The following is a 23,024-nucleotide window of genomic DNA, read 5'->3' as shown; positions in this document are numbered from 1 at the left end:
GTCCGCCCGTCCGCATCTGCCTGGTGATGCCGGGCCAAGGCATTTTACGTCATCGCCTTGCCAATGCCCGCAGTTTCCGCGATCTTGCGCGCAACTGATGGCATTCGTGCCAGGACATGAATCTGAGAGGTTCCGCCATGATCATCTCGCGCCGTGCTGCCCTTTTGGGCGCTGCCGCTGCATCGCTCTGCAAGCCCGCCCTCGCGCAGGAGGCCGGCTGGCCGAGCCAGCCGCAACACGTGTTCGTGGGCTTCCCCGCCGGCTCCTCGCCCGACCTGCTGGCACGGATCGTGACCGAGCCGCTGTCCGACACGCTGGGCCAGCCCTTCGTGATCGAGAACAAGCCCGGCGCAGGCGGGGTCATCGGCGTGCAGCAGATGCTCAACGCGCAGGACATCGAGAATTCCTTCGCCGCCACCATCAACGGCCCACTGACCACCGCACCGCGCCTGACGCCGAACCTCGGCTACGATGTCGAGAGCGACATCGCCCCGGTCGCACTGATCGCGACCTCGCCGCTGGTTCTTGTCGTGTCGGCGGAGTTCGAGGCCGACGATCTTTCCGGTTTCGTCGACGCCGCCGGGGCAGAACCCGAGGCGCTGGCCTACGGTTCGGTCGGCCAGGGGTCGGGCGCGCATCTCACCGCCGAGCTGTTCTCGGACCGCGCCGGTGTAGAGATGCTGCACATCCCCTTCACATCCTACGCCGAAGTCACCACCGCGATCATCGGAAACGAGATCGACTGCGGCTTCATGGCCCCGTCAGCCGCGATGCAATACGTCGAGGCGGGCCAGCTGAAGATCCTCGGGATCACCTCTGCGGAGCCTTTCGCGCAGGCCCCCGGCGTGCCGGTCATGGCTGGCCAAGCCGGCCTTCCAGATGATTTCCGCGCCGAGCTGTGGAACGCCTTCATTGCGCCCGCAGGAACCGACGCGGCCGTGATCGAGACGCTCAACACCAAGATCAACGCGATCCTCGGCGACGAGGCCGTGCAGCAGCGCCTGCTGGACATGGGCTGGCAAGCCGCCGGCGGCTCGGCCGATGTCCTGGCGCAGCGTATCGCCACGGACACCGAGGTCTGGGGCAGCGTGCTCGACCGGATCGACGCGAAAGACTGAACGATGAAACGCGACATTCCCGATCTGGCCGGCGGCGTCATCCTCGCCGCCATCGGTCTGTTGGTCACGGTCTACTCGCTGACTCATTACGAGATCGGATCGTTGCGCCGCATGGGGCCCGGGTTCTTCCCGGCGCTTCTTGGCGGAGTGCTTGCCGTTCTGGGGGGAATGATTGCGCTTCCCGCGCTTGGCCGGCGGGGCACATCCTTTCACATCGCCTGGAAGGAATGCCTCGCGGTTCTGGCGGCGATCCTTGTCTTCGCCGCCGGATTCGATCGGCTCGGGCTGGTGATCGCGACTCTGGCCAGCGTGCTGATTGCCACGCTGGCAACGCCGGACCGCCGGATCGGATGGCGCATCGCCCTGGCGATCGCGGTCACCATCCTGTCGGTCGCGGTGTTTTCCGTTGGATTGAAGATGACTGTTCCGCTCTGGCCGGGACGATGAGAGGCCTTTGACTATGAGCGGTTGGGACGGGTTCCTGCACGGGTTGAGCGTCGCGGCACAACCCGGTGTGCTGATCTATTGCATGTTCGGTGTGCTGCTGGGCACCTTCGTCGGCGTGCTCCCCGGTATCGGGGCCATGGCAACGATATCGCTGCTTCTGCCGATCACCTTCTACCTGTCGCCCGAGGCGGCGTTGGTGATGCTGGCCGGGGTCTACTACGGCTCGCAATACGGCGGCGCGGTGGCGTCGATCCTGCTGCGGCTTCCGGGCACGCCCCAATCTGCGGTCACCACGCTAGATGGCTACCCGCTGGCCCAGAAGGGGCGCGCCGGGGTTGCGCTGTTCACCTCCATGATTGCCAGCTTCTCGGGCTCGATGATCGGGATCTTCGTGCTGATCGTGCTGTCCGGCGCACTGGCCAAGGCCGCCGTCGCCTTCGGCGCGGCAGAATATGCCGCAATGATGATCCTCGGCCTTGTCGCGGCTTCTACGGTGGGTGCAAAGCAGCCGAGCAAGGCCCTGGCGATGGTGGTGCTGGGACTGATCCTCGGCTGTGTGGGCACGGATGTGAACTCCGGCGTGCAGCGCTTTACCTTTGGCCAGACCGAACTGATGGACGGGATCAACCTGGTGGCACTGGCCATGGGCCTCTTCGGCGTGGCCGAGGTCATTGCCAATATCCGTGTCGCGGAACGCACCGGGGTGCCGCCGCGCATCGCCTTGCGCGATCTTCTGCCCGGCAAGGCCGAGCTGCGACGGATCCCACTGCCTGCCCTGCGGGGTGGCAGCCTCGGCAGCTTCTTCGGAGCGCTTCCGGGCACGGGCTCGACGATCTCGTCCTTCCTTGCCTACGCGCTGGAACGCCGCCTGTCGCGCCGCCCGCAGGAGTTCGGCAATGGCGCCATCGAGGGTATCGCCGGACCAGAGGCCGCCAACAACTCGGCAGCGATCAGCGCCTTCGTCCCAACGCTGGCGCTTGGCATTCCGGGCGATCCGATCATGGCACTGATGCTGGGCGCGCTGGTCATCCACGGGGTCCAGCCAGGGCCTTTGATGCTCGAGGCGCGGCCCGACATGTTCTGGGGCCTCATCGCCAGCTTCGGGATCGGCAACCTCCTGCTGCTGGTCCTGAACCTGCCGCTGATCGGGATCTGGGTGTCGATGCTGCGCATCCCGTTCCGCCTGCTCTACCCGGCGATCCTGATCTTCGTCTGCCTCGGGGTGTATTCCGTGCGCGGCTCCAGCTTTGACATGTTTGCCGTCGCCCTGATCGGGATCATCGGCTACGCGCTGTCCCTCGCACGGTTCAGCCCCGCCTTGCTGTTGTTGGGATTCGTACTGGGGCCGCTGATCGAAACCAACCTGCGCCGCGCCCTGCTGATCGGCCGGGGCGATCCCATGGTGTTTCTCGAACGGCCGTTGGCTGCAGTGTTCATCATCGCGGCGGCGGGTCTCATCGCAATGTCGGTCGTGCAGGTGATCCGGCGGCGCTCCGCCAGCGCGGGGGGGCAAACGCCCTAAGGCATGCCAGGGCGTCCACGGTGCAGCGGCACACCGTTCCAGCTCGATCATGATGCCCCTGCGGTCGGCATGCCATAGCTCACCGCAGGGGCAGCCCCTCGCCGCCACCGTGGGTGAGAGCCGACATCCCGCGATCCTCGGACGCTTTGACCTGTTGCTCGCGAATTTGCCATGCTACCTGATCGGTAGACCTGACTTTTTCTCATGACCGAGTTTCACAACATGCCCGTGCGCCACATCCACGTCATTCTCGACAATGAGCGAGCCTCCCTTCTTAGGGCCTGGGGATCGACCCAGGCGGAAGAGGGCCTGATCCGCAAGGACCTGTTCTCGGAGCGCGAAGCGCGTTCACAGATCGAGATGCTGTACGATGCCCTGACCAAGGGCGTCAGTGCCAGCATAGAAAGTGACGCCCTGGATCCCGAGGCCGATTGCTGGGACGATCTGCGCGCGGCTCTGGCCGAAGTCACCCGCGAGCGTACCAAGCGCGGCGTCTCCACCGGTGAGATGGCCGCCTTTGTCCTTGCACTGAAATACCCGCTCTTCGAGCGTCTCGGCGCGACCGTGGACGACACCAACGGCGGCGTGCTGATCGAGGCGATCAACCAGTTCACCCGGCTGATCGATGCCGTGTCGCTTTACACGACCGAACTGTGCATCTCGGAGCGGGACAAGACCATCAAGCGTCAGCAGGACGAGATGATGGAGCTTGCCTCACCCGTGGTCGAGCTTTGGGATCGGATCATCGCCGTGCCGTTGGTGGGCACGCTCGATTCCATGCGCGCGCAGGAGGTGATGGAGAACACCCTGTCGGCCATTGTAGACAAGAAAGCCGATATCGTGATCATCGACATCACCGGCGTGGTGACCGTGGACACGCAAGTAGCACAGCACCTGATCCGCACCGCCGCCGCCGTGCGCCTGATGGGCGGCGAAGCGATCATCAGCGGGATCAGCCCCCGCATTGCACAGACGATGGTTCAGCTTGGCGTCGACACCGGTGAGATCCGCACCCGCAGTTCGCTGCGCATGGCGCTGGCTGATGCGTTCCGCACGCTTGAAACCGACGTGGTTATCCGGACAGCTAAGTAAGGATACGCGAGGATGGCACAGGCAGCAGGGCTGTTCATGGTCGACGAGATCATGCTGGTCGCAATCGACGAAGACATTAACGACAGCGATATCGTCGCTTTGCAGGATCGCTTGTCGGAAGAGGTCTACGCCAACGATGCGCAGGGCATCGTGATCGATATTAGCGCGCTCGAGATCGTGGACACCTTCGTGGGCCGGATCATCGCGCAGCTGGCAGGCATCGGCATTCTTCTGGACGCCCCCACCTACCTGGTGGGGATGCGCCCGGCAGTGGCGATGACGCTGGTTGAGCTGGGCATGACCCTGCCGTCGGTCAAAACGGCGCGCAACCTGCAGCACGCGGTCACCCGCCTGCGGGCCGCCCGGTGAGACGACTGCCCAAGCTGCCCGGAACTCTGTTCGAGCGGCACGAGATCACTGTCGAGGCCGATATCTTTCGCGCTCGGCAGACGGTCGGACGGGCAATGGATGCGCTTGAGGCGAAGGTCATCCGCAAGACCCGCCTCGTCACCGCCGTGAGCGAGATTTTCCGCAACGGGCTGATTTATGGTGGCGGCGCGGTGGTGATCATCCATTGCGACGAAGACGATCGCATGGTCTGGATCGACTGTCGGGACACCGGTCCCGGCATCGTGGACATGGAGCTTGCGCTGAGCGACGGCTATACCTCGGGCGGCGGGCTCGGGCGCGGGCTTGGCGGGGCAAAGCGCCTGTCCGACGAGTTCGAGATCGTCTCCGAACCCGGGGTCGGTACGCAAGTCAGGTTGGCCGGGCGGGCGTGAGCCCCAGCGCGGCAAGAAGGAGACCCGCACCATGCTGAAATGGCTCACAATCAACTCACGACCCGACGTAGCCGCCGCGCGCCAACAGGCCCGGGCCGAAGCCATGCTGGCCGGTCTTGGAGTGCAGCGGGCCGAGGACATCGCCATCGTGGCGACCGAGCTTTCGACCAATATCCTGAAATATGCGGGCACCGGCCAGATCCTTGCCCAGGCAATGCCTCAGCCCGAGGGCATGTCGCTGGCGCTCATCGCCAGCGACGACGGCCCCGGGATCGAGAACCTGGACCAGATGCGTCAGGACAGGGTCAGCGGCGGCGACAGTGCCGGTATCGGCATCGGCGCGATCGAACGGCTGTCTGACGCCGCGGAGGTCCTTACCGGCCCGACGGGCACGATCTGGGCCTGCAGCTTCGACAGTCCGGACGTGGCTCGACCGCATGATCTTGATATCGCTGGCCTGCGGCTGTCGCACCCGAACGAGCAGGTCTGCGGAGACGCTTGGGGCACGGTGACGCATCGCGGCGGCGTGCGCTTCGTGCTGGCGGATGGCATGGGCCACGGCGCGGCTGCCGCCACGGCAGGGCAGGCCATGGTCGATGGGGCCATCCGGCGCCCGCTCCACACGCCGAAGCAAAGGCTGGCGCAGCTTACGGACGAGCTGGCCCGGACTCGCGGCGGTGTGATCTCGGTGCTTGACCTTCAGCCCGACACCCAGCGCGTGACCTACGGCAACCTTGGCAACATCAGCGGCTTCTACCTGCGCCACGGCCAGCAGAAACGGCTCGTGTCACGTGACGGCTTCATCGGGAGCCCCACGGCGCGCCCGATGGAAGAGCTGCTCGATCTGGAGCCTGGTGACGTCTTCGTGCTGCACAGTGACGGTCTTCGCACCATCGGTCCGGACATAGCCTTGGCCACTGCGCCCCAGAGCGCGCTGATGATCGCGGCAATCCTGCTGTCCGATCCTGAAAAACACAGGCGCGACGACATTTCCGTGGCTGTTGCCCGCTGGACACCCACTGGCTGACAGCCCATTTACCCCGCAGACCGCAGCCCATCCGGAGACGACGATGGCCCAGACGATTACCTCGCTGTCCCTGACAGCCGCAGACGACGTCAAGATCCTGCAACAGATCGCCACGGCCGTCGCCGAAACGCTGGGGTTCAAACGGTTTCATGCCACGCGGCTGGTCACCTGCGCCCTCGAACTGGCGCGCAACGTGATCGAACACGGCGGCGGCGGCTTTGCCCGGCTCAGCCTGCACGAGCCGCGCGGCGGCGCCGTGATGCTGCGTCTTGCTTTCGCGGATCAGGGCTCGGGCATCGATGACCTTGAAGAAGCGCTGGCGGGCCACGGCACGCGGGCTATGGGTGATGGCCTGGGCCTAGGGCTGGCGGGAGTACGCCGCATGGCCGATGCGTTCAACGTCGATACCGGTGCCACCGGCACCCGCATCCATGCCGATTTTGCCGCTCCGGTCGAAACGTCGGACCTGGCGCGTGTCGCCGAAGACGCGGGCAACCGCTGCGACGAGATCCTGATGCGTGAAAGCAATGCGGACCGCCGCATCCGCCAGCTTGAAACAGACCTCAGCGCCCGCGAATTGACCATCGGTGAGGTGCATCACCGCACCGCGAACAATTTGACCATGATTGCCTCCTTGATCCGCATGGAGCAGCGCCGCGCCGAAGCCGATGAAACCCGTGATGTCCTCGCCTCGCTCGGGATCCGTGTGGATTCGATGGCACGCACCCACAAGCTGCTGCAGGCAGGCACCGGGGAAACGGTGGAGCCAGGCCCCTACCTCCAGCAGATTTCCGCGCTGGCCGAGACCTTCAACCGCGCCGACCTGCAGGTGGAGGTCGAGATCGACAGCGATGACATGCCGATCCCTGCCCGGCTGGCGCTAGACCTCGGACTGATCACCGGGGAGCTCGTGACCAATGCCTTCAAGCATGCCTTCCCGGACCGGTCCAAGGGGCGGATCTCGATCCGCCTGGTGACGCAGAACGACACCATTTTCTATCGATTCAGCGATGATGGCGTCGGACTGCCCGAAGGCCACAAGCCCGAGCGTTCGGGCTCGCTGGGCTGGCGCATGATCCGCACCACGGTGTCGAGCAACATGGGCCACATGACGGTTGACGTCAGCGGTGGCGTGACCGTGGAAATGAGCTTCCCCCGCATCTCCTGACGCGGCTGCCTGCCTCGGGTGAGGCCCGGCATGCGCGGTTCAGGTTGCCACCTGCGCCCCATGTCTGTGCGCCGCGTGAGGGGCTGGCCTATACAGTGCCGGATCTGCCCTTTCCGAACGGCGGTGCCGCCACGTTAGGCTTCCCACCTTTCTTTGCTCCAAATCCTTGCCAGCCATGCATCCCTGGCTCGGGAACGCGTGAACGGGTCACCTTGAGGAGACATGTCGTGAACGGCGCATCAGGAACAGCTCGCCTTCCCACTACGTTGGGGCAGCAAGAAGCGAATTTGAAAGGAAAAGATATGAGGGACCCATTCAGTTCCGAGAGCGCGATGACTACCACGAACCCGGCGACGGAAGAGACGCTGGAAACCTATCCACTGATGACCGACCAAGAGGCGATCTCTGCCCTCGAAGCCTGTCACGCGGCGTTCGAACAGTGGCGGCACAAATCGCATGAAGCGCGAGGCGAAATCCTGAAGGCCGTCGGCCAGAAGCTTCGCGACCGCAAGGAAGAGTTCGCGCAGCTCATGACCCGTGAGATGGGCAAGCGTCTTCAGGACAGCCGCGACGAAATCGATCTTTGCGCCGGCATCTGCGACTGGACCGCCAAAGCCGGGCCCGACGTGCTTGCCGATGAAGAACGCAGTCTGCAGGACGGGCGAAAGGGTGTCATCACCTACTCCCCCATTGGCGTGATTTACGGCATCCAGCCCTGGAACTTCCCGGCCTACCAAGCAGTGCGCTACGCGGTTGCCAACCTGATGGCAGGTAATGGGGTGCTGCTGAAACACGCCGAGATCTGCACCGGATCGGGCCTGATGCTGCGAGATATCTTCGAAGAGGCGGGGCTGCCGAAGAACCTCTTTACCGTCATGCTGATCGACCATGACCAGTCCGATGACCTGATCGCCCACAAACTGGTGCGCGGCGTCACCATGACCGGCAGTGCAACGTCCGGCAGCAAAATCGCCGCAAAGGCCGGTGAGCACCTCAAGAAGACGGTGATGGAGCTTGGTTCCAACGACGCCTACCTCGTTCTCGAGGATGCGGATCTGGATGTTGCGATCAAGACCTGTGTTGCGGGCCGGATCTACAACAACGGTCAGACCTGCGTGAATGCCAAGCGCTTCATCGTCACCGACAAGGTCTATGACGCCTTCGTCGACGGTTACCTGAAGGCGATGGGCGACGTGACGCTGGGCGATCCGACAAAAGATGAAACCGGCCTTGGCCCCATGGCCCGCAAGGACCTGCGAGAAACGCTGCACGAGCAGGTCGAGCAATCCGTCGCGAAGGGTGCCAAGATCGCCGTCGGCGGCGAGATGCCGGACGGAAAGGGGTATTTCTATCCCGCCACGGTCCTGACGGAGGTCGCCCCCGGGCAGCCAGCTTATGACGACGAGCTCTTCGGCCCCGTCGCATCCGTGATCCGCGCCAAGGATGACGAGGATGCCATGCGGATAGCCAACGACAGCCGTTTCGGCCTTGGCGGGGGCATCATCAGCAAGGACGAGGATCGCGCCCGGACATTGGCGAAAGAGCATTTCGACACCGGGATGGTCTTCATCAACCACTTCAACCTCGCGACGCCCGAGATGCCCTTCGGTGGCGTGAAGGACAGTGGCTATGGTCGCGAGCATGGCGGCTTCGGGATGACCGAGTTTGTCAACGCCAAGGCGATCACCCTGCCCGGGTAACAACAGGCGGCGGGGCCTTGTCCCCCGCCGTCCCACACGTGGCGTTTCCCCAACTCCAGTCAGCGTATTCCATGCAAAGTGCCTGCGGCGTGTCGAACCACGTTGCAGGCCTTTGCTTGTCTCTGTTCCGTCACCCCGCCCGCGGCCTGCAATGGCTTTCAGGCCCCTGCGGTCTGGGAGCTTGAGGGCAAGCAGACTCCGAGCTACGGGCGGCGTGCGCAGACCATCCGTACTCTCACTGAGTTAGCCGTCTGCAAAGCACGCAACACGGACCTAACAGGCAAACCGACGCGATCGTCCGTTGCAGACCCGAAAACTGATCGAGAACAGTGGCCTAGGCAGTGGGCATCGCCCTCGTCACTACGCCTCATCAAATTCCAATTTCGGAATACATATTTCGCCTGCCTCAAACGTCTCAGCCACACCACTAAGGCGCTGTGCAAAACCGAGACAATCATTGGCATCTTCCCTTGCACAGCCGCGCCTCATCCGGTTGCTAATGGGATCACAGCTCATGATGGGACAGCTCAAATGTCGGAAATCATTGTTCTTGGTGCTGGAATGGTGGGGATCGGGACCGCGCTCGCATTGCAGTCCCGTGGTCACGACGTGACCGTCATCGACCGACGCGGCCCCGGCGAAGAAACCAGCCATGGCAATGCCGGGATCATCCAGACTGAGGCGGCCGAACCCTATGCCTTTCCCCGCGATCCTCGCGTCATGCTGCGCTACCTTGCCGGACGCGATAATGACCTGCGCTACGCCCTGCCCGCCCTGTTGCGCATGGCACCATCTTTGGCACGCTATTGGCAGAACTCTTCCCCCGGCCATCACGCCCGCATTTCTCTTCGGTATGCCAAACTGACCTCACGCGCCACGACCGATCATGGCCCGTTAATCGACGCCGCCGGACTGGAGCCCATGATCCGGCGGGACGGCTTCAACGAGATCTTCCGCTCGACCGCCGCCTTCGATGCACGCACCGCGTACGCAGCGCGCATGGCCGAGAGCTTCGGCATTCCCTATCTTGTCCAGGGTCCCGACACGTTCTGCATTGATGAGCCGGGGTTCCGGACCCGGATGGCCGGAGCGATCCGTTGGACCGGTGCCTGGAGCTGTGCGGATCCCGGCGGCCTCGTCCGAGGCTATGCCAACCTGCTGATGCAGCGCGGCGGTCGTATCATCAAGGGCGATGCAAATGAGGTGGCAGCTGCCGGTGCAGGCTGGAGGCTTGGCCCCACCCAGGCCGAACACGTGGTGGTTTGCCTTGGTCCGTGGTCACCGCAGCTTCTGGCACGCTTCGGATACCGCGTGTCTATGCTGCGAAAACGTGGGTACCATCGCCATTTCAAAGCCGCCGCACCGGTCAACCGCCCGTTTGTAGACACCGACAACGGCGTGGTGCTGTCCCCCATGCGGGCCGGGCTACGGATGTCCTCGGGCGCGGCGTTGGTGGACATGGACGCGCCGTCCGACCCGGCGCAACTGGGCCGCGCGGAAAAGGCGCTGCGCCATGACATCGAGCTAGGGACGCGTGCCGCACCCGAACCGTGGTTCGGGCATCGGCCATGCCTGCCGGACATGCTGCCGCTGACAGGCCCCCTGCCCCGACACACCGGACTTTGGGCGAATTTTGGCCATGGGCACCAGGGCTTCACCCTCGGGCCGACCACAGGAACGCTGCTGGCAGAGGCAATGGCCGGTGAAGGCGACACACTTCACGCCGCCCTCGCTCCTGAAAATCGCCCTTTCGCCATCCGGTAGATCCCTGACAACCGACTGAGAAACATAGATTATCCGCGCGATTGCCGACTGGCAACCGGTCAGAGCGCGCTTTCCTTGCGTACGGCAAGGAACTGATCGACGGCGGCCCTGAGTTCATCATCATCAAGCATTCCGTCGAATTCAATCTGGATGCGGCGGCCCTTGCGGCGGACGTGAACTGTGCCGTCCTTGCCCGCTTTAAGCAACTGGTCTGCCACCTTGCGCTCTTTCGGGGGCTCCCCCGCCTGCTTGAGCGGTGACAGCACCTTGGCCACAGGTACCGCCTGCCCATCCGCAGCTTCTGTGGCTATGTCCTTGGCCTTGGCCAGCACCGCCTCACGGGCGGCGGCGGTCTGCATCAGCGGCTTCAGCTGGCGCGCATGGAGCTCTTTCACACCGCGCGGCGACGGAAAAGGCCGCCACAATGCGGGGATCGAGCTTTGCCAGCTGCGGGTAGCGCGACACCCAACCGGCAGAGACCTGAAGCCGCTCAGCCATCCGCTTTTGCCGACCACCGTAATAGGCCTCGACCGCACGGGCGTCATCGCGGGCCCGCTCGTAAAGCGAGATGTCCTCGCGGTCGCGGTTCTCGATGTCCGCATGGCGGAAGGCCTCTTCATCGGTCAGCTCGCGCTCTTCGATCAGGTAGCGGAACCGAGGGGAGGTGTTGGCCCGTAGCCAGCTCACTGCGAAATGGCGCCGGGCGCCGCAAATCACCTCGAACTCGGGGCCGGTGGTGTCGTGGGGCGGGCGCAGACGGCGCACGATGGCGGCAAATGCCTGCCGCCCGTGAGACAGCGTTCCCTCGATCAGATCACGCGTGTTGCCTTCGGTCAGCAGCTCGTAAGCGCGGTTGTGCCCCTCCTACATGATGCAGGTGGCCGGGTCCACAAGGCGCAGCACCTTGTCCTGCCGCCCGCCGGGCATCTGCTCGGCCAGGGAGTTGGACCGTTTGAGGAAGCGCTCCTGCCCTGTCTCCGGTTAGTCCCGCGTCTTCGCCAAGCCCGGCAAGGATATCGTCGAAAAGGCGTCGTGCTTCTTGCTCATAGGATCCCTTTTTCAGCGCCGCATGATGGCTGGGCCAGGTCTTGCAGACCACGGTTTCGACCTCGCGTCCCACGGCATCAAGATAGACCCTGCAGTGCTTGTGGGTTTCGGCTCGGGTGTCGGCCCGAAGCTTGTCGAGAACGAGGCTTTGTTCCTGCACCATCCGCGCAGCAAACTCGTACTCGGCATCATAGAGGCCGAGGTTTGCGGGGATCATCGCGATGCCCGGCCAGTAGGTATCGCGAAGGGCATACTTCAGGCTGTCGGGGCGCCGTGCTGGAAGAACGGGCAGAGCGTATCCTCGTCGACATCCACGCCAGGGTTCGGCCCGAAGACCGATGTGCTCGAGGCCATTGGCGCCGCCGACAGGCTGTTCGACAAAGATGCGGCCCGGCGGATCATCATCTTCCGCGTCATCATGATCCCCGGCATCGTCATTCTCGACCGCCGCGCCGAACTGGCGCGCCTGCTCGACCTGCCGGGTGATGACGGACTGGACCTCGTCGCCCTGCAGCGCGGCAACCGGACCGCAGGCCTCTCCCCGTCATCCGGTGACGAGACGCGTCCTGACGAAAAACGGCGGAGCCTGAGGCTCCGCCGTTTGCGTTGGTGTCGCTCAGCCCTTGCGCTTGGGAGGCTTGTTGCCGCCGCGCGGGGCGCCGGTCTTGATGCCATCACCGGACTTGAAACCACCGCCGGGTTTACCGCCCGGCTTGCCGCCAAACTTGCCTGCGGGCTTGCCACCCGGCTTCGCGCCGGGACGGCTGCGCAGGCTGGCCGACGGGTCGGACATGGACTTGCCCGCAAAACCGCCAGCCGCTTTCGGCCCCGGCTTGGGGCCGGGTTTGCCAGCAGGTTTCGAACCGGATTTGAAACCGGCGCCTCCACCGGGTTTCGGGCCGGGCTTGAAGCCTGCCTTGCCTGCGGGGCGCGGCGACGGCTTGGGACCGGATTTCGGACCCGGCTTCGCGCCGGCAGGACGCGGGCGATCCCCAGCGTCCGTGTCCGGGCGCGGCTTGACCGGGCCTGCGTTCCGGTCCGAGCGTTCGGGGCGCGGGCCACGGTCCTTGAAATCGGGCCGTGGGCCGCGATCGGGACGCGGACCACGATCGGGGCGATCCCCGCCCTTGAACGGGGGCTTCGGGCCCCGGCCCTGGGGTCGGTCGCCGCGATCTCCACGGTCCCGGCCGCCGAAATCACCACGGGGCTTGCCGCGCGGCGGCGGCGGGGGAAGGTCCGGCTCGCCTTCGACAGCGCGAACGGTCACACCCTCTTCCAGCGCCTTGGAGTCGCCGAGGCGCGTCATGAAACCATCCAGCGAGGCCTCGGTCAGCTGCACGAAGCTTTCCTTGTCGCCCACGCGGATCGCGCCGATGTCGTTCTTGTCGAGCCCGCCGGCACGGCAGAGCATCGGCAGCAGCCAGCGCGGCTCGGCCTTGTCGTCACGGCCCACGGACAGCGACACCCATTTCGCAGGGCCGAATTCACGCTTTTCACGACGTTCGCGCCGTTCGGGCGCGGCATCGGGCGGCAGCAGCTCTTCAGGGGCGGCGCGACGCGAATGGTAAAGGCGCAGGTAAGCCGCGGCGATCACCTCGGGCGAACGCTGCGCCAGCAGCTTCTCGGCGAAGGTGGTTTCACTTTCGCTCACCTCCTGCTCCCACGCGGGGTCGGCCAGAAGGCGCTCTTCGTCACGGGCAAGGATCTCGTCGGCGGAGGGGGCGGACACCCACTCGGCATCGAGCTTGGCCCATTTCAGCAGGCGCTGCGCCTTGCCCACCGCGCGCGGCGGGGCGATGAGCGCGGAAATCCCCTTGCGCCCGGCGCGGCCGGTGCGGCCCGAACGGTGCAGCAGGGTTTCGGTGTTGCTCGGCAGATCGGCGTGGATCACGAGGCTCAGCTTGGGCAGGTCGATGCCGCGCGCCGCCACGTCAGTGGCCACGCAAACCCGCGCCCGACCGTCGCGCATGGCCTGCAGCGCATGGCTGCGCTCGGCCTGGCTCAGCTCGCCCGAGAGGCTCACCGTGGCGAGCCCACGGTTGGCAAGGCGGGCGGTCAGGTGGTTCACCGCGGCGCGGGTGTTGGCAAAGACGATCGCGCTTTCCTCGTCATGCAGACGCAGCATGTTGAAGATCGCATGCTCCACGTCCTGCTGCGCCACCTTCACCGCCTGGTAGGTGATGTCGGAGTGCTGCTGCGAGGTGTCGATGGTGCTGATGCGCTTGGCATCGTTCTGGAATTCCTGCGCCAGCTTGGCAATCATCGGCGGCACGGTGGCCGAGAACAGCAGGGTGCGGCGCTCCTCGGGCGCTTCCCCGAGGATGAACTCGAGATCCTCGCGGAAGCCGAGGTCGAGCATCTCGTCCGCCTCGTCGAGCACGACGGCGCGCACTTCGCCCAGCTGCAGGGCGCCGCGTTCGATGTGGTCGCGCAGGCGGCCGGGGGTGCCCACGGCGATATGCGCGCCGCGCTCCAGCGCCCGGCGTTCGGTGCGCGGGTCCATTCCGCCGATGCACGATGTCACCACCGCGCCGGTCTTGGCGTAAAGCCAGTCGAGTTCACGCATGACCTGCAGCGCGAGTTCGCGCGTCGGGGCCACGACCAGTGCCATGGGGGCGCCTGCCGGGCCGAAACGGTCCTCATCGCCCAGAAGGGTCGGCGCGATGGCAAGGCCGAATCCCACCGTCTTGCCGGAGCCGGTCTGGGCCGACACCAGCAGATCCTCCGTTACGAGGGCGGGGTCGGAGACGGCCTCCTGCACGGGGGTAAGGGTATCGAAGCCTTGTTGGGCAAGGGCTTCGGACAGGGGAGCGATCATGACAGGAATATTCCGGATATCGGGAAGGGCAGACAAAAACGAAGGGCCACGCGCCCCTGAGGGTGCCGGCAGATCCGTGTCCCTAACGGATTGCGTCGCGCGAGTACATCATCATTTCGCGAAGAATGGTCAAAACTGCATATATCGGCGGTGCAGCGCTTGTCTTGCGGCAACAGAGATGCATCTTTAGGGGTTCACAGATTTCCGAAAGATCCCGACTTTATGCCCGACCTCACCATGCCGCCGCAGAAGCTGGCGGATTACCTGCGCAAGTCGAACATCGCGCTCGCCCTCTCGTCGACGGACGAGGACGCGCCGCTGGTGCTGGTCAACGACAGCTTCTGCGCGCTGACGGGCTATGCCGAGGAAGACGTGATCGGACAGAACTGCCGCTTCCTGCAGGGCGAAGACACCACGCATGCCATGCGTCAGCCGCTGCACGATTTCGTTCATGGCGAAGGTCCCGATGCGGGCCGGTTTCCGGTGCTGAACTACCGCAAGGACGGCACGCCGTTTCACAACTACGTCTACATGTCCCGGATGCGCGACCGATCGGGCGAGGTGATCTTCATCCTGGCCTCGCAGTTCGACATGACTGGCGCCCTGCAGCGCAGCAAGGTGCGCAAGAACGACGGCACACTTTACGATGCACTGACCGACATCAGTCAGATCACCCGCGAATTCGGGCTGGCCATGCAGGAATCTTCGCAGCTTCTGGCGGATTCCGTGGCGGTGATGGCGCGCCTGACGCTAGATGACCCCTACTGACGGCACGCGCCGGTCCGGCGATCCTGGAAACCTTCCGGCGGCACTGGCGCCGGCCCGGCGAATGACACAAGCGACGCGATGAACGACGACGATCAGAAGACCCCCACGCCAGAGCGCGCCTCCGACGACAACCGCCTGTCCATCGTCGGCATCGGCGCGTCCGCCGGCGGGCTCGAGGCGATCCGCGAGATGCTGTCCGGTGCCGCTCCGGACAACGATCTGGCCTACGTGGTGGTGCAGCACCTCGATCCGAACCACGAAAGCCTACTGGCCGAGCTGCTGGCGCGGCAGACCTCGCTCAACGTGCGCCAGGTCAACGGTGGCGAGACCATCGAGGCGGGCAACGTCTACATCATTCCCCCCGCCTACGGACTGTCCGTGAAGAATGGTGTGCTCGAGCTGACGGAGTTTGCCCAGCCCCGCGGCCTGCGCCGGCCCATCGATGATTTCTTCGAAAGTCTCGCGGTGGACCAAGGGCGCTTTGCCGCCTGCGTGATCCTGTCGGGCACCGGTGCCGACGGCAGCGCGGGGCTGCGCGCCATAAAGGAACATGGCGGGCTGTGCATCGTGCAGGATCCCAAGACCGCCAAGTACGACGGCATGCCGCTGTCAGCCCGCAACACCGGCCTCGTGGATTTCGTCCGCCGCCCGTCGGAGATCGTCGAGACGATCACCCAGTTCTACGCCCATTCGCTTCAACATACCGTCGATGCGCAGATCGCCAATTCCGTGTCGGACACCTTGCCCGACATCTGCTCGGTGGTGCGCAACTTCGTCGGGCACGATTTTTCGGGTTACAAGACCTCGACCCTGATCCGCCGGGTGCAGCGCCGCATCCAGGTGCTCGACATGGCCGATGCCTCGGCCTACCTGCAGCACCTGCGGTCCGATCCGCAGGAATGCGAACTGCTGTTCCGCGACCTGCTGATCAACGTCACCCGCTTCTTCCGCGATTCCGAGCATTTCGAAACGCTGCGGCAAGTCTGCGTGCAACCGCTGATCCGTGATGCCCGCGACGATGACGAGATCCGCGTCTGGATTCCCGGCTGTTCCAGCGGCGAGGAAGCCTATTCCCTCGCCATGCTCTTTGCCGAGGAAGCACGCATCCAGAAACGGTCGGTGAACATCCAGATCTTCGCCACCGACATCGATGAGCAGATGCTGCGCATCGCCCGCGAGGGCACATACCCGCAGGCGGCGCTGGCCGATATCCCGGAGGGCATGCGCGATCTCTATTCCGTGGCCCGGGACGGGCGGTTCCAGATCGTGTCGCGCATCCGCGACATGATCCGCTTCTCACTGCACAGCGTCGTGCGCGATCCGCCGTTTTCCAACATCGACCTGGTGTCCTGCCGCAACCTGCTGATCTATTTCGGCGACCGGCTGCAGGCGACGGCCCTGCCGATCTTCCACTACGCCATCAAGCCGCGCGGCATCTTGTTCCTTGGCCCGTCCGAAACCGTGGGCCGCTACGATCATGTCTTCTCGCCCATCGACCAGCAGGCGCGGATCTTCCGCCGCAACGAGGGCCGCCCCGAATACCCGGTGCACCTGCGCGGCAAGGACAGCAACCAGAGCGGTCCGCGCCGCCGCCCCGCCACCGACAGCGCGCCGTCGACCCGGCTTGACTGGAATGACGACGACAGCATCGACCGGCTGACCGAGAAATACGCGCCGCCCACCATGCGCGTGTCGGCTGCGGGCGAGATCCTCAAGACCGGCGGGCGCCTCGGCAAGTACTTCGATTTCTCGGGCAATTCCGAGACCAACCGCTTTGCGCCCTCCACCGCGCGCCCCGGCGTGCGCGAGGCGGTGTCGGCCATCATCCGGCAGGGGGCGCGGCAGAAGCGGCGCATCGTGTCGCGCGATCTGGTTGCGCAGTCCGAGTTCGGCGAGCAGCCCTTCGAGCTGATCGCCGAGCCGGTGGGCGACGGCACCATCCTTCTGATCTTCCGCGAACGTAGCCGCTTCGAGCCGCTCGACGAGGATGAGTTCGAGGAGCTCGATCCCATGGACGGCCACGTCCAGAGCCTCGAGGACGAGCTGCGCAGCACCCGTATCCGCCTGCACACCACCGTCGAGGAGCTCGAGACCGCGAACGAGGAGCTGAAAAGCTCGAACGAAGAAATGATGTCGATGAACGAGGAGCTTCAGTCGACGAACGAGGAGCTGTCCACGGTCAACGACGAGCTCAAGAGCAAGGTCGACGAGCTGTCGGTCGCCAATTCGGACCTGAGCAACTTCTTCGCCTCGACCGCCCTGCCGCTGGTGGTGGTGGATGAGACGATGGAGATCCGCAACTTCACCGATGCGATCACCGCGATCTACCCGTTCCGCGTCTCGGACCGGGGCCGACCCCTGACCGAGGTCACCAGCACCCTGCGTGAGAACGAGGCGGTGCTGGATGCAACGCAGGACGTCATCGCCGACGGCGAACCGCGTCATCTGCGCGTGGGCGACCGCGAAGGGCAGCGCACATGGTCTCTCGTGGTTACCGCCTACCGCACCCGCGACGGGGTGCAGAGCGGTGCCACGCTGGTGTTCACCGAAATCACCAACGCCCTGCGCCTCGAAGAGGCCCTGCGTCACGAGGGCGAGCGCCTGCGCCTTGCGCTTGACGTGTCGGGCCTCGGGGTGTGGGAATGCGATCCCGACACCAAGACAATGCGCGTGGACAAGCCCGGCAGCGCCATCCTGCGTCAGGGGGAGGGCAGTCTTGCGCTGCGCCGCTTCATCCGCACCGTCACGCTCGAGGATCGCGAGGGTGTCGAAACGGCGCTGAACGCGGCCATGGATGATGGTAGACCGCTGGACCTGACCTTCCGCCTCAGTGGCAGCGGCCCGCGCTTTACCCATGTGCGGCTGGTCGGCCACCGGGTCAGCGGGCAGGGCAACACCCGCCTGCTGGGGGTGATCTTTGACGTCACCAACGAACAGGAAGCCCGCTCCATCCGCGAGATGATGCTGCGCGAGATGAACCACCGGATGAAGAACATGTTCTCGATCATCTCGGGACTGGTCCGTCTTGCAGGTCGCAACACCGACGACGTGTCCGAGTTGGTGGACAACATTCAGGCCCGGATCAGCGCGCTGGCCCGGTCCCACGACCTGACCCAGCGTGGCCCCCATACAGAAGGCCTGCCGTTCAAAGAGGTGGTCGGCGTGGCGCTGCAACCCTACGAGAACGCCCGGAGCGACATTCGCTATGAGGGGCCTTCGCTGAGGGTGTCGCGCGAAGATCTGACCGCCATGTCGCTGCTGCTGCACGAATGGGCCACCAATGCTGCCAAGTACGGGGTGCTCAATGCCTCGGGCGGGCGGCTCGAAGTGACATGGAAGGAACAGCAGAACGGAGAAATCGTACTGGAATGGAACGAATACCATTCGGACACTGTTGAGGTGCAGCAAGACGGCAGCGGCTTTGGTTCCACTCTTATTCAGCTGAGCGCAAGCCAGCTTAACGGGCGCGTTCAGACCGAGGTTTCGGGCAACCTGAGGAAAATGGTCCTCGTTTATGAGCCGCAGGAAAGGGCTTAAGATGTCGAATGGTACGGTGTTGATATGCGAGGACGAATTCGTAGTCGCTCTTGATCTTCAGATGATGATCGAAGATTTTGGGTTCGACACGACAGGCCCGTATGCCAGCGTCGAAGAAGCTATCAGTGTCCTGCCTGGAAACCTTCCGGACGTCGCCGTTCTGGACGTCAGCCTGAAGGATGGCGAGGTCTTTCCGCTTGCGGACAAGCTTCAGGAACAGGGTGTACCCCTGATCTTCCATTCGGGTCACGTCTACGATCATGAGATATTCGAACGTTATCCCGGCGCTGCCTGCTGCCAGAAGCCAGTGAACATGGCGCTTCTGCAGGACGCACTCATGGAACGGACTGCGGTCCGCGCCGCCAGCTGATCCTGCGCCGGATCGCCTCCAACACAAATATCCTGTCCAGCGCCCCCTGAGACCGGCGGCCACGGCTGCCAAGGGCAATCCTCAGGCTAACGTGTCACATGGCAGACGACAGGTCTGCCATCGCGCTTTGTGCATGACGCGGACGCAGAAGCCTTGGCGCTGGCGCATCGAACGTCTGCCGCCCGGCCTTGATCCCCCAAAGCGGTCGCCCGATCTCCGCCACGGACGCAGCGCCACTGGCATTCGGCAGCAGGACCATGTCCGCAGGGCTGCCCACAGCCAGGGCGGAATCCACTCCTAGCAGCCGGAAGGGTGCGTCACAGATCATCTCGAAACAGGCCGCAAGCTCCGCCTCGGCCCCGAGTTGTGCCACGTTGGCAAAGAGGTTCGCCATGCGCGGCAGGCTGCAATCGCCGTAGGGCGTGAACGGGTTCAGAACATTGTTTGTCGCCACCGTGCAGCACACCCCGCCCTTGTGGAAGGCATGGGCGGGTGCGACTCCGCGCGGCACCGCGTGGTCATGGGCGCGCCCGGTGATGAAAAGGTCCGTCGCGGGCAGCACCGTAAGCGCGATCCCGGCGTCCTTCATCAGCGCCACACTTTGCGCCAGCGCATCGGGCGGCAGCATCGACAGCTTGGTGACATGGCCGATGGCCACGCGCTCCTGCATCCCGTGGGCGATGGTCTGCCGCGCCACCTCGTCGAGATGCCGCCACGAGGTATCGAGATCGAAATCGAGGTGAAAATCGAGGTCGACCCCGAACTCCCGCGCCATGGCAAACACCGTTGCGATATGCGCCTTGGGGTCGCTGTCGGTGTAGGGGCAGCCGCCCAGAAGGTCTGCCCCCTGCCCCAGCGCCTCGCGCAAGAGCGCCTCGGTGCCGGGGTAGTTGTGCAGCCCCTCCTGCGGGAAGACGCAGATCTGCAGATCCAGCGCCCAGGCGTAATCTCGTTTCAGCTGGCGCACCGCGTCAAAGCCCGCAAGGCCGATCACCGGGTCGATCTCGACCTGGGTGCGGATGAGGGTCGTCCCCTGCCCGATCGCCTTGTCGAGCACCCTTGCCCCCCGCTCGTAGACATCGCGGGTGGTGAAGTCGCGCTTGGCGGCGGTGACGGCGGCAAGCGCGCCCTTGAGCGTCCCCTCGCGGTTCTCCACCCGGTCCAGAAGGCAGGCCTTGTCGAGATGCAGGTGGCTGTCGGCAAAGCCCCGGATCACCCGGTTTCCACCGGCCTGCATCTGTGGTGCATCACAGGCAATGCGCGGGGCGATGCCCGCAATGACGCCGCCCCGGATGCCGATATCCACCGGCGCGGCCCCGTCTTCCAGCCGCGCCTGCCGGATCACGAGATCGAGGCTCATTGCGCCGCCTCCGCCGGGGCATCTCCGCCAAGGTAGGCGTCGATCAGCGCCTTGTCGGCGCGCAGCTCATCCGCCGAGCCTTCGGCCACGACGCGGCCCTGTTCCAGCACATAGCCCCGGTCGGCCACCGCCAGCGCAAGGGTCGCCATCTGGTCCACCAGCAGGATCGTCATGCCATCGTCGCGCAGTTCCGCAAGGATGGCGTAAAGCTCTTCGGTCATGGCGGGGGCAAGGCCCAGCGACGGCTCGTCGAGCAGCAGCAGCTTGGGTTTCGCCATGAGGCCGCGCGCAATCGCCATCATTTGTTGTTCACCGCCCGAGAGCAGCCCGGCGGGGCTGTGCAGCCGGTCGCGCAGGCGCGGGAAGCGGCGCAGGATGGTCTCGAGCTCTTCGGGGCCGGGACGGTCCTTGCGGCGATAGGCGCCCAGTTCGATGTTCTGCGCGACGGTGAGGTCCGGGAAGACCTGCCGCCCCTCGGGCACCAGCGCGAGCCCGTGTTCCACGATGCGGTGCGGCGGCAGGCCGTGGATCGACGCATCATTCATGATGATCCGCCCGGCGGTGGGCTGCACCAACCCCGCAAGGGTGCGCAGGAAGGTGGACTTACCCGCGCCGTTCGCGCCCAGAAGCGCCACCAGCTCCCCCTGCCCCACGCGGATGCGCAGGCCCTGAAGCACGTCCGCAGCGCCGTACCCGGCGGTGAGCCCGTCGGTGATGAGCGTGTCCATCGCCCCCGGCTGATGCGCCAGCTTGCGCGGCGGGGCGGACAGCGTGCCCTCGCCCAGGTACGCGGCGATGACCTTGTCATTGGCGCGGATGCGCTCGGGGATGTCAAAGGCGATGGGCTGGCCCGCGTCGAGCGCGAGGATACGGTCGGAAATGCCCATGACCATGTCCATGTCATGTTCCACCAGCACCACGGCGATGCCCTCGTCCGCAAGGCTGCGCAGCAGACCGGCAAGCGCCATCTTGTCACCGTGCATCAGGCCCGCCGCAGGCTCGTCGAGCAGCAGCGCATGGGGGCGCATGGCAAGGGCGCGGGCGACCTCCACAAGGCGGCGGTCCACGTGGGGCAGATCGGCGGCGGGGGTGCCGGAGTCTCCGGTGTAGCCCACGAGATCGAGCAGACCCAGCGCCATGGCGCGGCGATCATCGGTGCCCAGCTTGCCGAAGGGCGCGCCAAAGCGGCCACGGGGGAAGGCGGCGATGACGTTGTCCTCGGCGCTGATGCTGCCGAACAGGCGCGTCGCCTGGAAGGTCCGCGCAACGCCAAGCCGGGCGGTGTCGTGCATGGACCAGCCCGCGATGTCCTGCCCGGCAGAGGTGATCCGCCCGGTGCCCGGAACATAGAAGCCCGAGATCATGTTGAGCAGCGTCGTCTTGCCCGCGCCGTTCGGCCCGATGATCGACGTCACCTCGCCCGGCGTGGCGCTGAAGCTGGCCCCCGCTACGGCGCGCACGCCGCCGAAGGTGATGCCGAGATCATGGGCCTCAAGCCCCTGACGGGTCTGCGGCGCGATGAAGCGCAGCACTTCGGTGCGCGGGGCAGCCTTGGCCTCGGACCGGCGGCGGGGCAGGACGGCGGCGATGGAGCCGACGATGCCACGCGGCGCCAGCAGCAGGACGGCGACCAGAAGCGCGCCGAAGAACAGCAGGCGGTATTCGGCAAGACCGGCGAGCGCCTCGGGCAGGAAGACCACCACGGCGGCGCCCACCACCGGGCCAAGCACGGTGCCCGCGCCGCCCACGATGACCGCGAAGAGGAAGAGGATGGATTGCGACAGCACGAAGTTGCTGGGCGCGATGAACTGCATGAGCTGCGCAAATAGCCCGCCCGCAAGCCCCGCCGTCCCCGCCGCCACGGCAAAGGCCACAAGCTTGGTCAGGAACGGGTTGTAGCCCAGCGAGCTTGCGGCGATGTCCTGATCGCGCAGGGCGACCATGGCCATGCCCAGCCCCGAGGCGGTCACCCGGCGGTAAGCCAGCAGCAGCCCCCCCGCCAGCACGATGGCCAGCATCACGATCTCGGTCTCGCCGAAGGTAATGCCCGCAAGGTTAGGCGCATCAAAGCCCATGAGCCCGTTCTGCCCGCCAGTCACGCCGCGCCATTCGATGACGAGGTGTTCGATGATGAAGGCGAAGGCGATGGTGACCATGGCAAGGAACGGCCCGGCCATGCGCACCGCCGGGACCGCCAGCAGGCAGCCGGTGGCCGCACTGACCACCGTGGCGATGACAAGGCCCGCCCAGAACCCAAGCCCCGCCTGCACGGCGATGGCGTGGGCATAGGCGCCGATGGCAAGGAACCCCACCTGCCCCAGTGACACGAGGCCGGTTAGGCCGAACAGCAGGTTGAGGCCGGTGCACAGGATCGTCCAGACCGCGACAAGGCCAATGACGAACTGCATGTAGCCGCCGACCCCGCCCAGGAGGGCAAGTCCGGCAAAGGTGATGGCGACGATGGCAAGGTCCATCATGCGGGCGTCGGAGGGGCGCTTCATGGC

General features: G+C 65.2%; 19 protein-coding genes. 13 read left to right on the top strand and 6 right to left on the bottom strand.

The window, feature by feature from the left end; translation table 11 throughout:
• Window positions 1-137 precede the first annotated feature (137 nt).
• The 10 genes from IEX41_RS18885 to IEX41_RS18840 all read left to right on the top strand — a co-directional run bounded on the left by IEX41_RS18885 (window position 138) and on the right by IEX41_RS18840 (window position 10,620).
• Window positions 138-1,118, top strand: coding sequence for a Bug family tripartite tricarboxylate transporter substrate binding protein (locus tag IEX41_RS18885; RefSeq protein ID WP_188791879.1), 981 nt, complete (start codon window positions 138-140; stop codon window positions 1,116-1,118).
• Between the two features lie 3 nt (window positions 1,119-1,121).
• On the top strand, window positions 1,122-1,565 hold the full coding sequence (locus IEX41_RS18880; protein ID WP_188791878.1) for a tripartite tricarboxylate transporter TctB family protein: 444 nt from the start codon (window positions 1,122-1,124) through the stop codon (window positions 1,563-1,565).
• A 13-nt stretch (window positions 1,566-1,578) separates the two neighbouring features.
• Entirely contained in the window at window positions 1,579-3,087 is a 1,509-nt protein-coding gene (locus IEX41_RS18875) for a tripartite tricarboxylate transporter permease (RefSeq protein ID WP_188791877.1), read from the top strand.
• Window positions 3,088-3,291: 204 nt separating this feature from the next.
• Complete coding sequence (locus IEX41_RS18870; protein ID WP_229673369.1) at window positions 3,292-4,179, top strand: STAS domain-containing protein; 888 nt, start codon at window positions 3,292-3,294, stop codon at window positions 4,177-4,179.
• 12 nt (window positions 4,180-4,191) lie between these two features.
• Entirely contained in the window at window positions 4,192-4,548 is a 357-nt protein-coding gene (locus tag IEX41_RS18865; RefSeq protein ID WP_188791876.1) for an STAS domain-containing protein, read from the top strand.
• Window positions 4,545-4,961 (top strand): ATP-binding protein, encoded by a 417-nt coding sequence (locus IEX41_RS18860; RefSeq protein ID WP_229673367.1) that lies wholly within the window; start codon window positions 4,545-4,547, stop codon window positions 4,959-4,961. The genes IEX41_RS18865 and IEX41_RS18860 overlap by 4 nt, the downstream gene beginning before the upstream one ends.
• 31 nt (window positions 4,962-4,992) lie before the next feature.
• Window positions 4,993-5,988: a SpoIIE family protein phosphatase gene (locus IEX41_RS18855; RefSeq protein WP_188791875.1), complete on the top strand. Its 996-nt coding sequence runs from the start codon at window positions 4,993-4,995 to the stop codon at window positions 5,986-5,988.
• Between the two features lie 43 nt (window positions 5,989-6,031).
• Window positions 6,032-7,156, top strand: coding sequence for a sensor histidine kinase (locus IEX41_RS18850; RefSeq protein ID WP_188791874.1), 1,125 nt, complete (start codon window positions 6,032-6,034; stop codon window positions 7,154-7,156).
• Between the two features lie 332 nt (window positions 7,157-7,488).
• Window positions 7,489-8,856 (top strand): NAD-dependent succinate-semialdehyde dehydrogenase, encoded by a 1,368-nt coding sequence (locus IEX41_RS18845; RefSeq protein ID WP_373285667.1) that lies wholly within the window; start codon window positions 7,489-7,491, stop codon window positions 8,854-8,856.
• A gap of 531 nt (window positions 8,857-9,387) precedes the next feature.
• On the top strand, window positions 9,388-10,620 hold the full coding sequence (locus IEX41_RS18840; protein ID WP_188791872.1) for an NAD(P)/FAD-dependent oxidoreductase: 1,233 nt from the start codon (window positions 9,388-9,390) through the stop codon (window positions 10,618-10,620).
• A 59-nt stretch (window positions 10,621-10,679) separates the two neighbouring features.
• On the opposite strand, the gene IEX41_RS18835 is transcribed toward IEX41_RS18840, so the two are convergent.
• The 4 genes from IEX41_RS18835 to IEX41_RS18820 form a co-directional block, all read right to left on the bottom strand.
• A complete protein-coding gene (locus tag IEX41_RS18835) occupies window positions 10,680-10,979 on the bottom strand; it encodes a hypothetical protein (RefSeq protein ID WP_188791871.1) in 300 nt (99 codons plus the stop codon).
• Entirely contained in the window at window positions 10,957-11,385 is a 429-nt protein-coding gene (locus IEX41_RS18830) for a ParB/RepB/Spo0J family partition protein (RefSeq protein ID WP_188791870.1), read from the bottom strand. Before IEX41_RS18830 ends, IEX41_RS18835 begins: the two co-directional genes overlap by 23 nt.
• Before the next feature lie 537 nt (window positions 11,386-11,922).
• On the bottom strand, window positions 11,923-12,084 hold the full coding sequence (locus tag IEX41_RS21615) for a hypothetical protein (protein ID WP_229673365.1): 162 nt from the start codon (window positions 12,082-12,084) through the stop codon (window positions 11,923-11,925).
• A gap of 199 nt (window positions 12,085-12,283) precedes the next feature.
• A complete protein-coding gene (locus IEX41_RS18820; RefSeq protein WP_188791869.1) occupies window positions 12,284-14,485 on the bottom strand; it encodes a DEAD/DEAH box helicase in 2,202 nt (733 codons plus the stop codon).
• Between the two features lie 222 nt (window positions 14,486-14,707).
• On the opposite strand from IEX41_RS18820, the gene IEX41_RS18815 reads away from it, so the two are divergent.
• The 3 genes from IEX41_RS18815 to IEX41_RS18805 all read left to right on the top strand — a co-directional run bounded on the left by IEX41_RS18815 (window position 14,708) and on the right by IEX41_RS18805 (window position 19,160).
• A complete protein-coding gene (locus IEX41_RS18815) occupies window positions 14,708-15,253 on the top strand; it encodes a PAS domain-containing protein (RefSeq protein ID WP_188791868.1) in 546 nt (181 codons plus the stop codon).
• Window positions 15,254-15,331: 78 nt separating this feature from the next.
• Window positions 15,332-18,790: a chemotaxis protein CheB gene (locus IEX41_RS18810; RefSeq protein WP_188791867.1), complete on the top strand. Its 3,459-nt coding sequence runs from the start codon at window positions 15,332-15,334 to the stop codon at window positions 18,788-18,790.
• Window position 18,791: 1 nt separating this feature from the next.
• Window positions 18,792-19,160 (top strand): response regulator, encoded by a 369-nt coding sequence (locus tag IEX41_RS18805; RefSeq protein ID WP_188791866.1) that lies wholly within the window; start codon window positions 18,792-18,794, stop codon window positions 19,158-19,160.
• A 94-nt stretch (window positions 19,161-19,254) separates the two neighbouring features.
• Here IEX41_RS18805 and IEX41_RS18800 read toward each other — a convergent pair whose 3' ends face one another.
• Together IEX41_RS18800 and IEX41_RS18795 are read right to left on the bottom strand one after the other, a co-directional pair.
• Window positions 19,255-20,520, bottom strand: coding sequence for an amidohydrolase family protein (locus IEX41_RS18800; protein WP_188791865.1), 1,266 nt, complete (start codon window positions 20,518-20,520; stop codon window positions 19,255-19,257).
• Window positions 20,517-23,021, bottom strand: a complete 2,505-nt coding sequence (locus tag IEX41_RS18795) for a branched-chain amino acid ABC transporter ATP-binding protein/permease (RefSeq protein ID WP_188791864.1) — start codon at window positions 23,019-23,021, stop codon at window positions 20,517-20,519. Before IEX41_RS18795 ends, IEX41_RS18800 begins: the two co-directional genes overlap by 4 nt.
• Window positions 23,022-23,024 lie beyond the last annotated feature (3 nt).

It is taken from the genome of Salipiger pallidus (assembly GCF_014643635.1).
In the GTDB taxonomy this organism is placed as follows: domain Bacteria; phylum Pseudomonadota; class Alphaproteobacteria; order Rhodobacterales; family Rhodobacteraceae; genus Salipiger; species Salipiger pallidus.
The sequence above is the reverse complement of the archived record's forward strand: the minus strand, read 5'-3'. Positions and strand labels throughout refer to the sequence as shown.

Excerpts from the sequence above, each read along its gene's own strand:
- IEX41_RS18820 (WP_188791869.1), bottom strand. The coding sequence starts at position 14,485 with ATGATCGCTCCCCTGTCCGAAGCCCTTGCCCAACAAGGCTTCGATACC.
- IEX41_RS18870 (WP_229673369.1), top strand. The coding sequence starts at position 3,292 with ATGACCGAGTTTCACAACATGCCCGTGCGCCACATCCACGTCATTCTC.
- IEX41_RS18865 (WP_188791876.1), top strand. The coding sequence starts at position 4,192 with ATGGCACAGGCAGCAGGGCTGTTCATGGTCGACGAGATCATGCTGGTC.
- IEX41_RS21615 (WP_229673365.1), bottom strand. The coding sequence starts at position 12,084 with ATGACGCGGAAGATGATGATCCGCCGGGCCGCATCTTTGTCGAACAGC.
- IEX41_RS18875 (WP_188791877.1), top strand. The coding sequence starts at position 1,579 with ATGAGCGGTTGGGACGGGTTCCTGCACGGGTTGAGCGTCGCGGCACAA.
- IEX41_RS18795 (WP_188791864.1), bottom strand. The coding sequence starts at position 23,021 with ATGAAGCGCCCCTCCGACGCCCGCATGATGGACCTTGCCATCGTCGCC.
- IEX41_RS18815 (WP_188791868.1), top strand. The coding sequence starts at position 14,708 with ATGCCCGACCTCACCATGCCGCCGCAGAAGCTGGCGGATTACCTGCGC.
- IEX41_RS18840 (WP_188791872.1), top strand. The coding sequence starts at position 9,388 with ATGTCGGAAATCATTGTTCTTGGTGCTGGAATGGTGGGGATCGGGACC.
- IEX41_RS18810 (WP_188791867.1), top strand. The coding sequence starts at position 15,332 with ATGAACGACGACGATCAGAAGACCCCCACGCCAGAGCGCGCCTCCGAC.
- IEX41_RS18845 (WP_373285667.1), top strand. The coding sequence starts at position 7,489 with ATGACTACCACGAACCCGGCGACGGAAGAGACGCTGGAAACCTATCCA.
- IEX41_RS18885 (WP_188791879.1), top strand. The coding sequence starts at position 138 with ATGATCATCTCGCGCCGTGCTGCCCTTTTGGGCGCTGCCGCTGCATCG.
- IEX41_RS18855 (WP_188791875.1), top strand. The coding sequence starts at position 4,993 with ATGCTGAAATGGCTCACAATCAACTCACGACCCGACGTAGCCGCCGCG.
- IEX41_RS18800 (WP_188791865.1), bottom strand. The coding sequence starts at position 20,520 with ATGAGCCTCGATCTCGTGATCCGGCAGGCGCGGCTGGAAGACGGGGCC.
- IEX41_RS18850 (WP_188791874.1), top strand. The coding sequence starts at position 6,032 with ATGGCCCAGACGATTACCTCGCTGTCCCTGACAGCCGCAGACGACGTC.
- IEX41_RS18835 (WP_188791871.1), bottom strand. The coding sequence starts at position 10,979 with ATGCAGACCGCCGCCGCCCGTGAGGCGGTGCTGGCCAAGGCCAAGGAC.
- IEX41_RS18805 (WP_188791866.1), top strand. The coding sequence starts at position 18,792 with ATGTCGAATGGTACGGTGTTGATATGCGAGGACGAATTCGTAGTCGCT.
- IEX41_RS18880 (WP_188791878.1), top strand. The coding sequence starts at position 1,122 with ATGAAACGCGACATTCCCGATCTGGCCGGCGGCGTCATCCTCGCCGCC.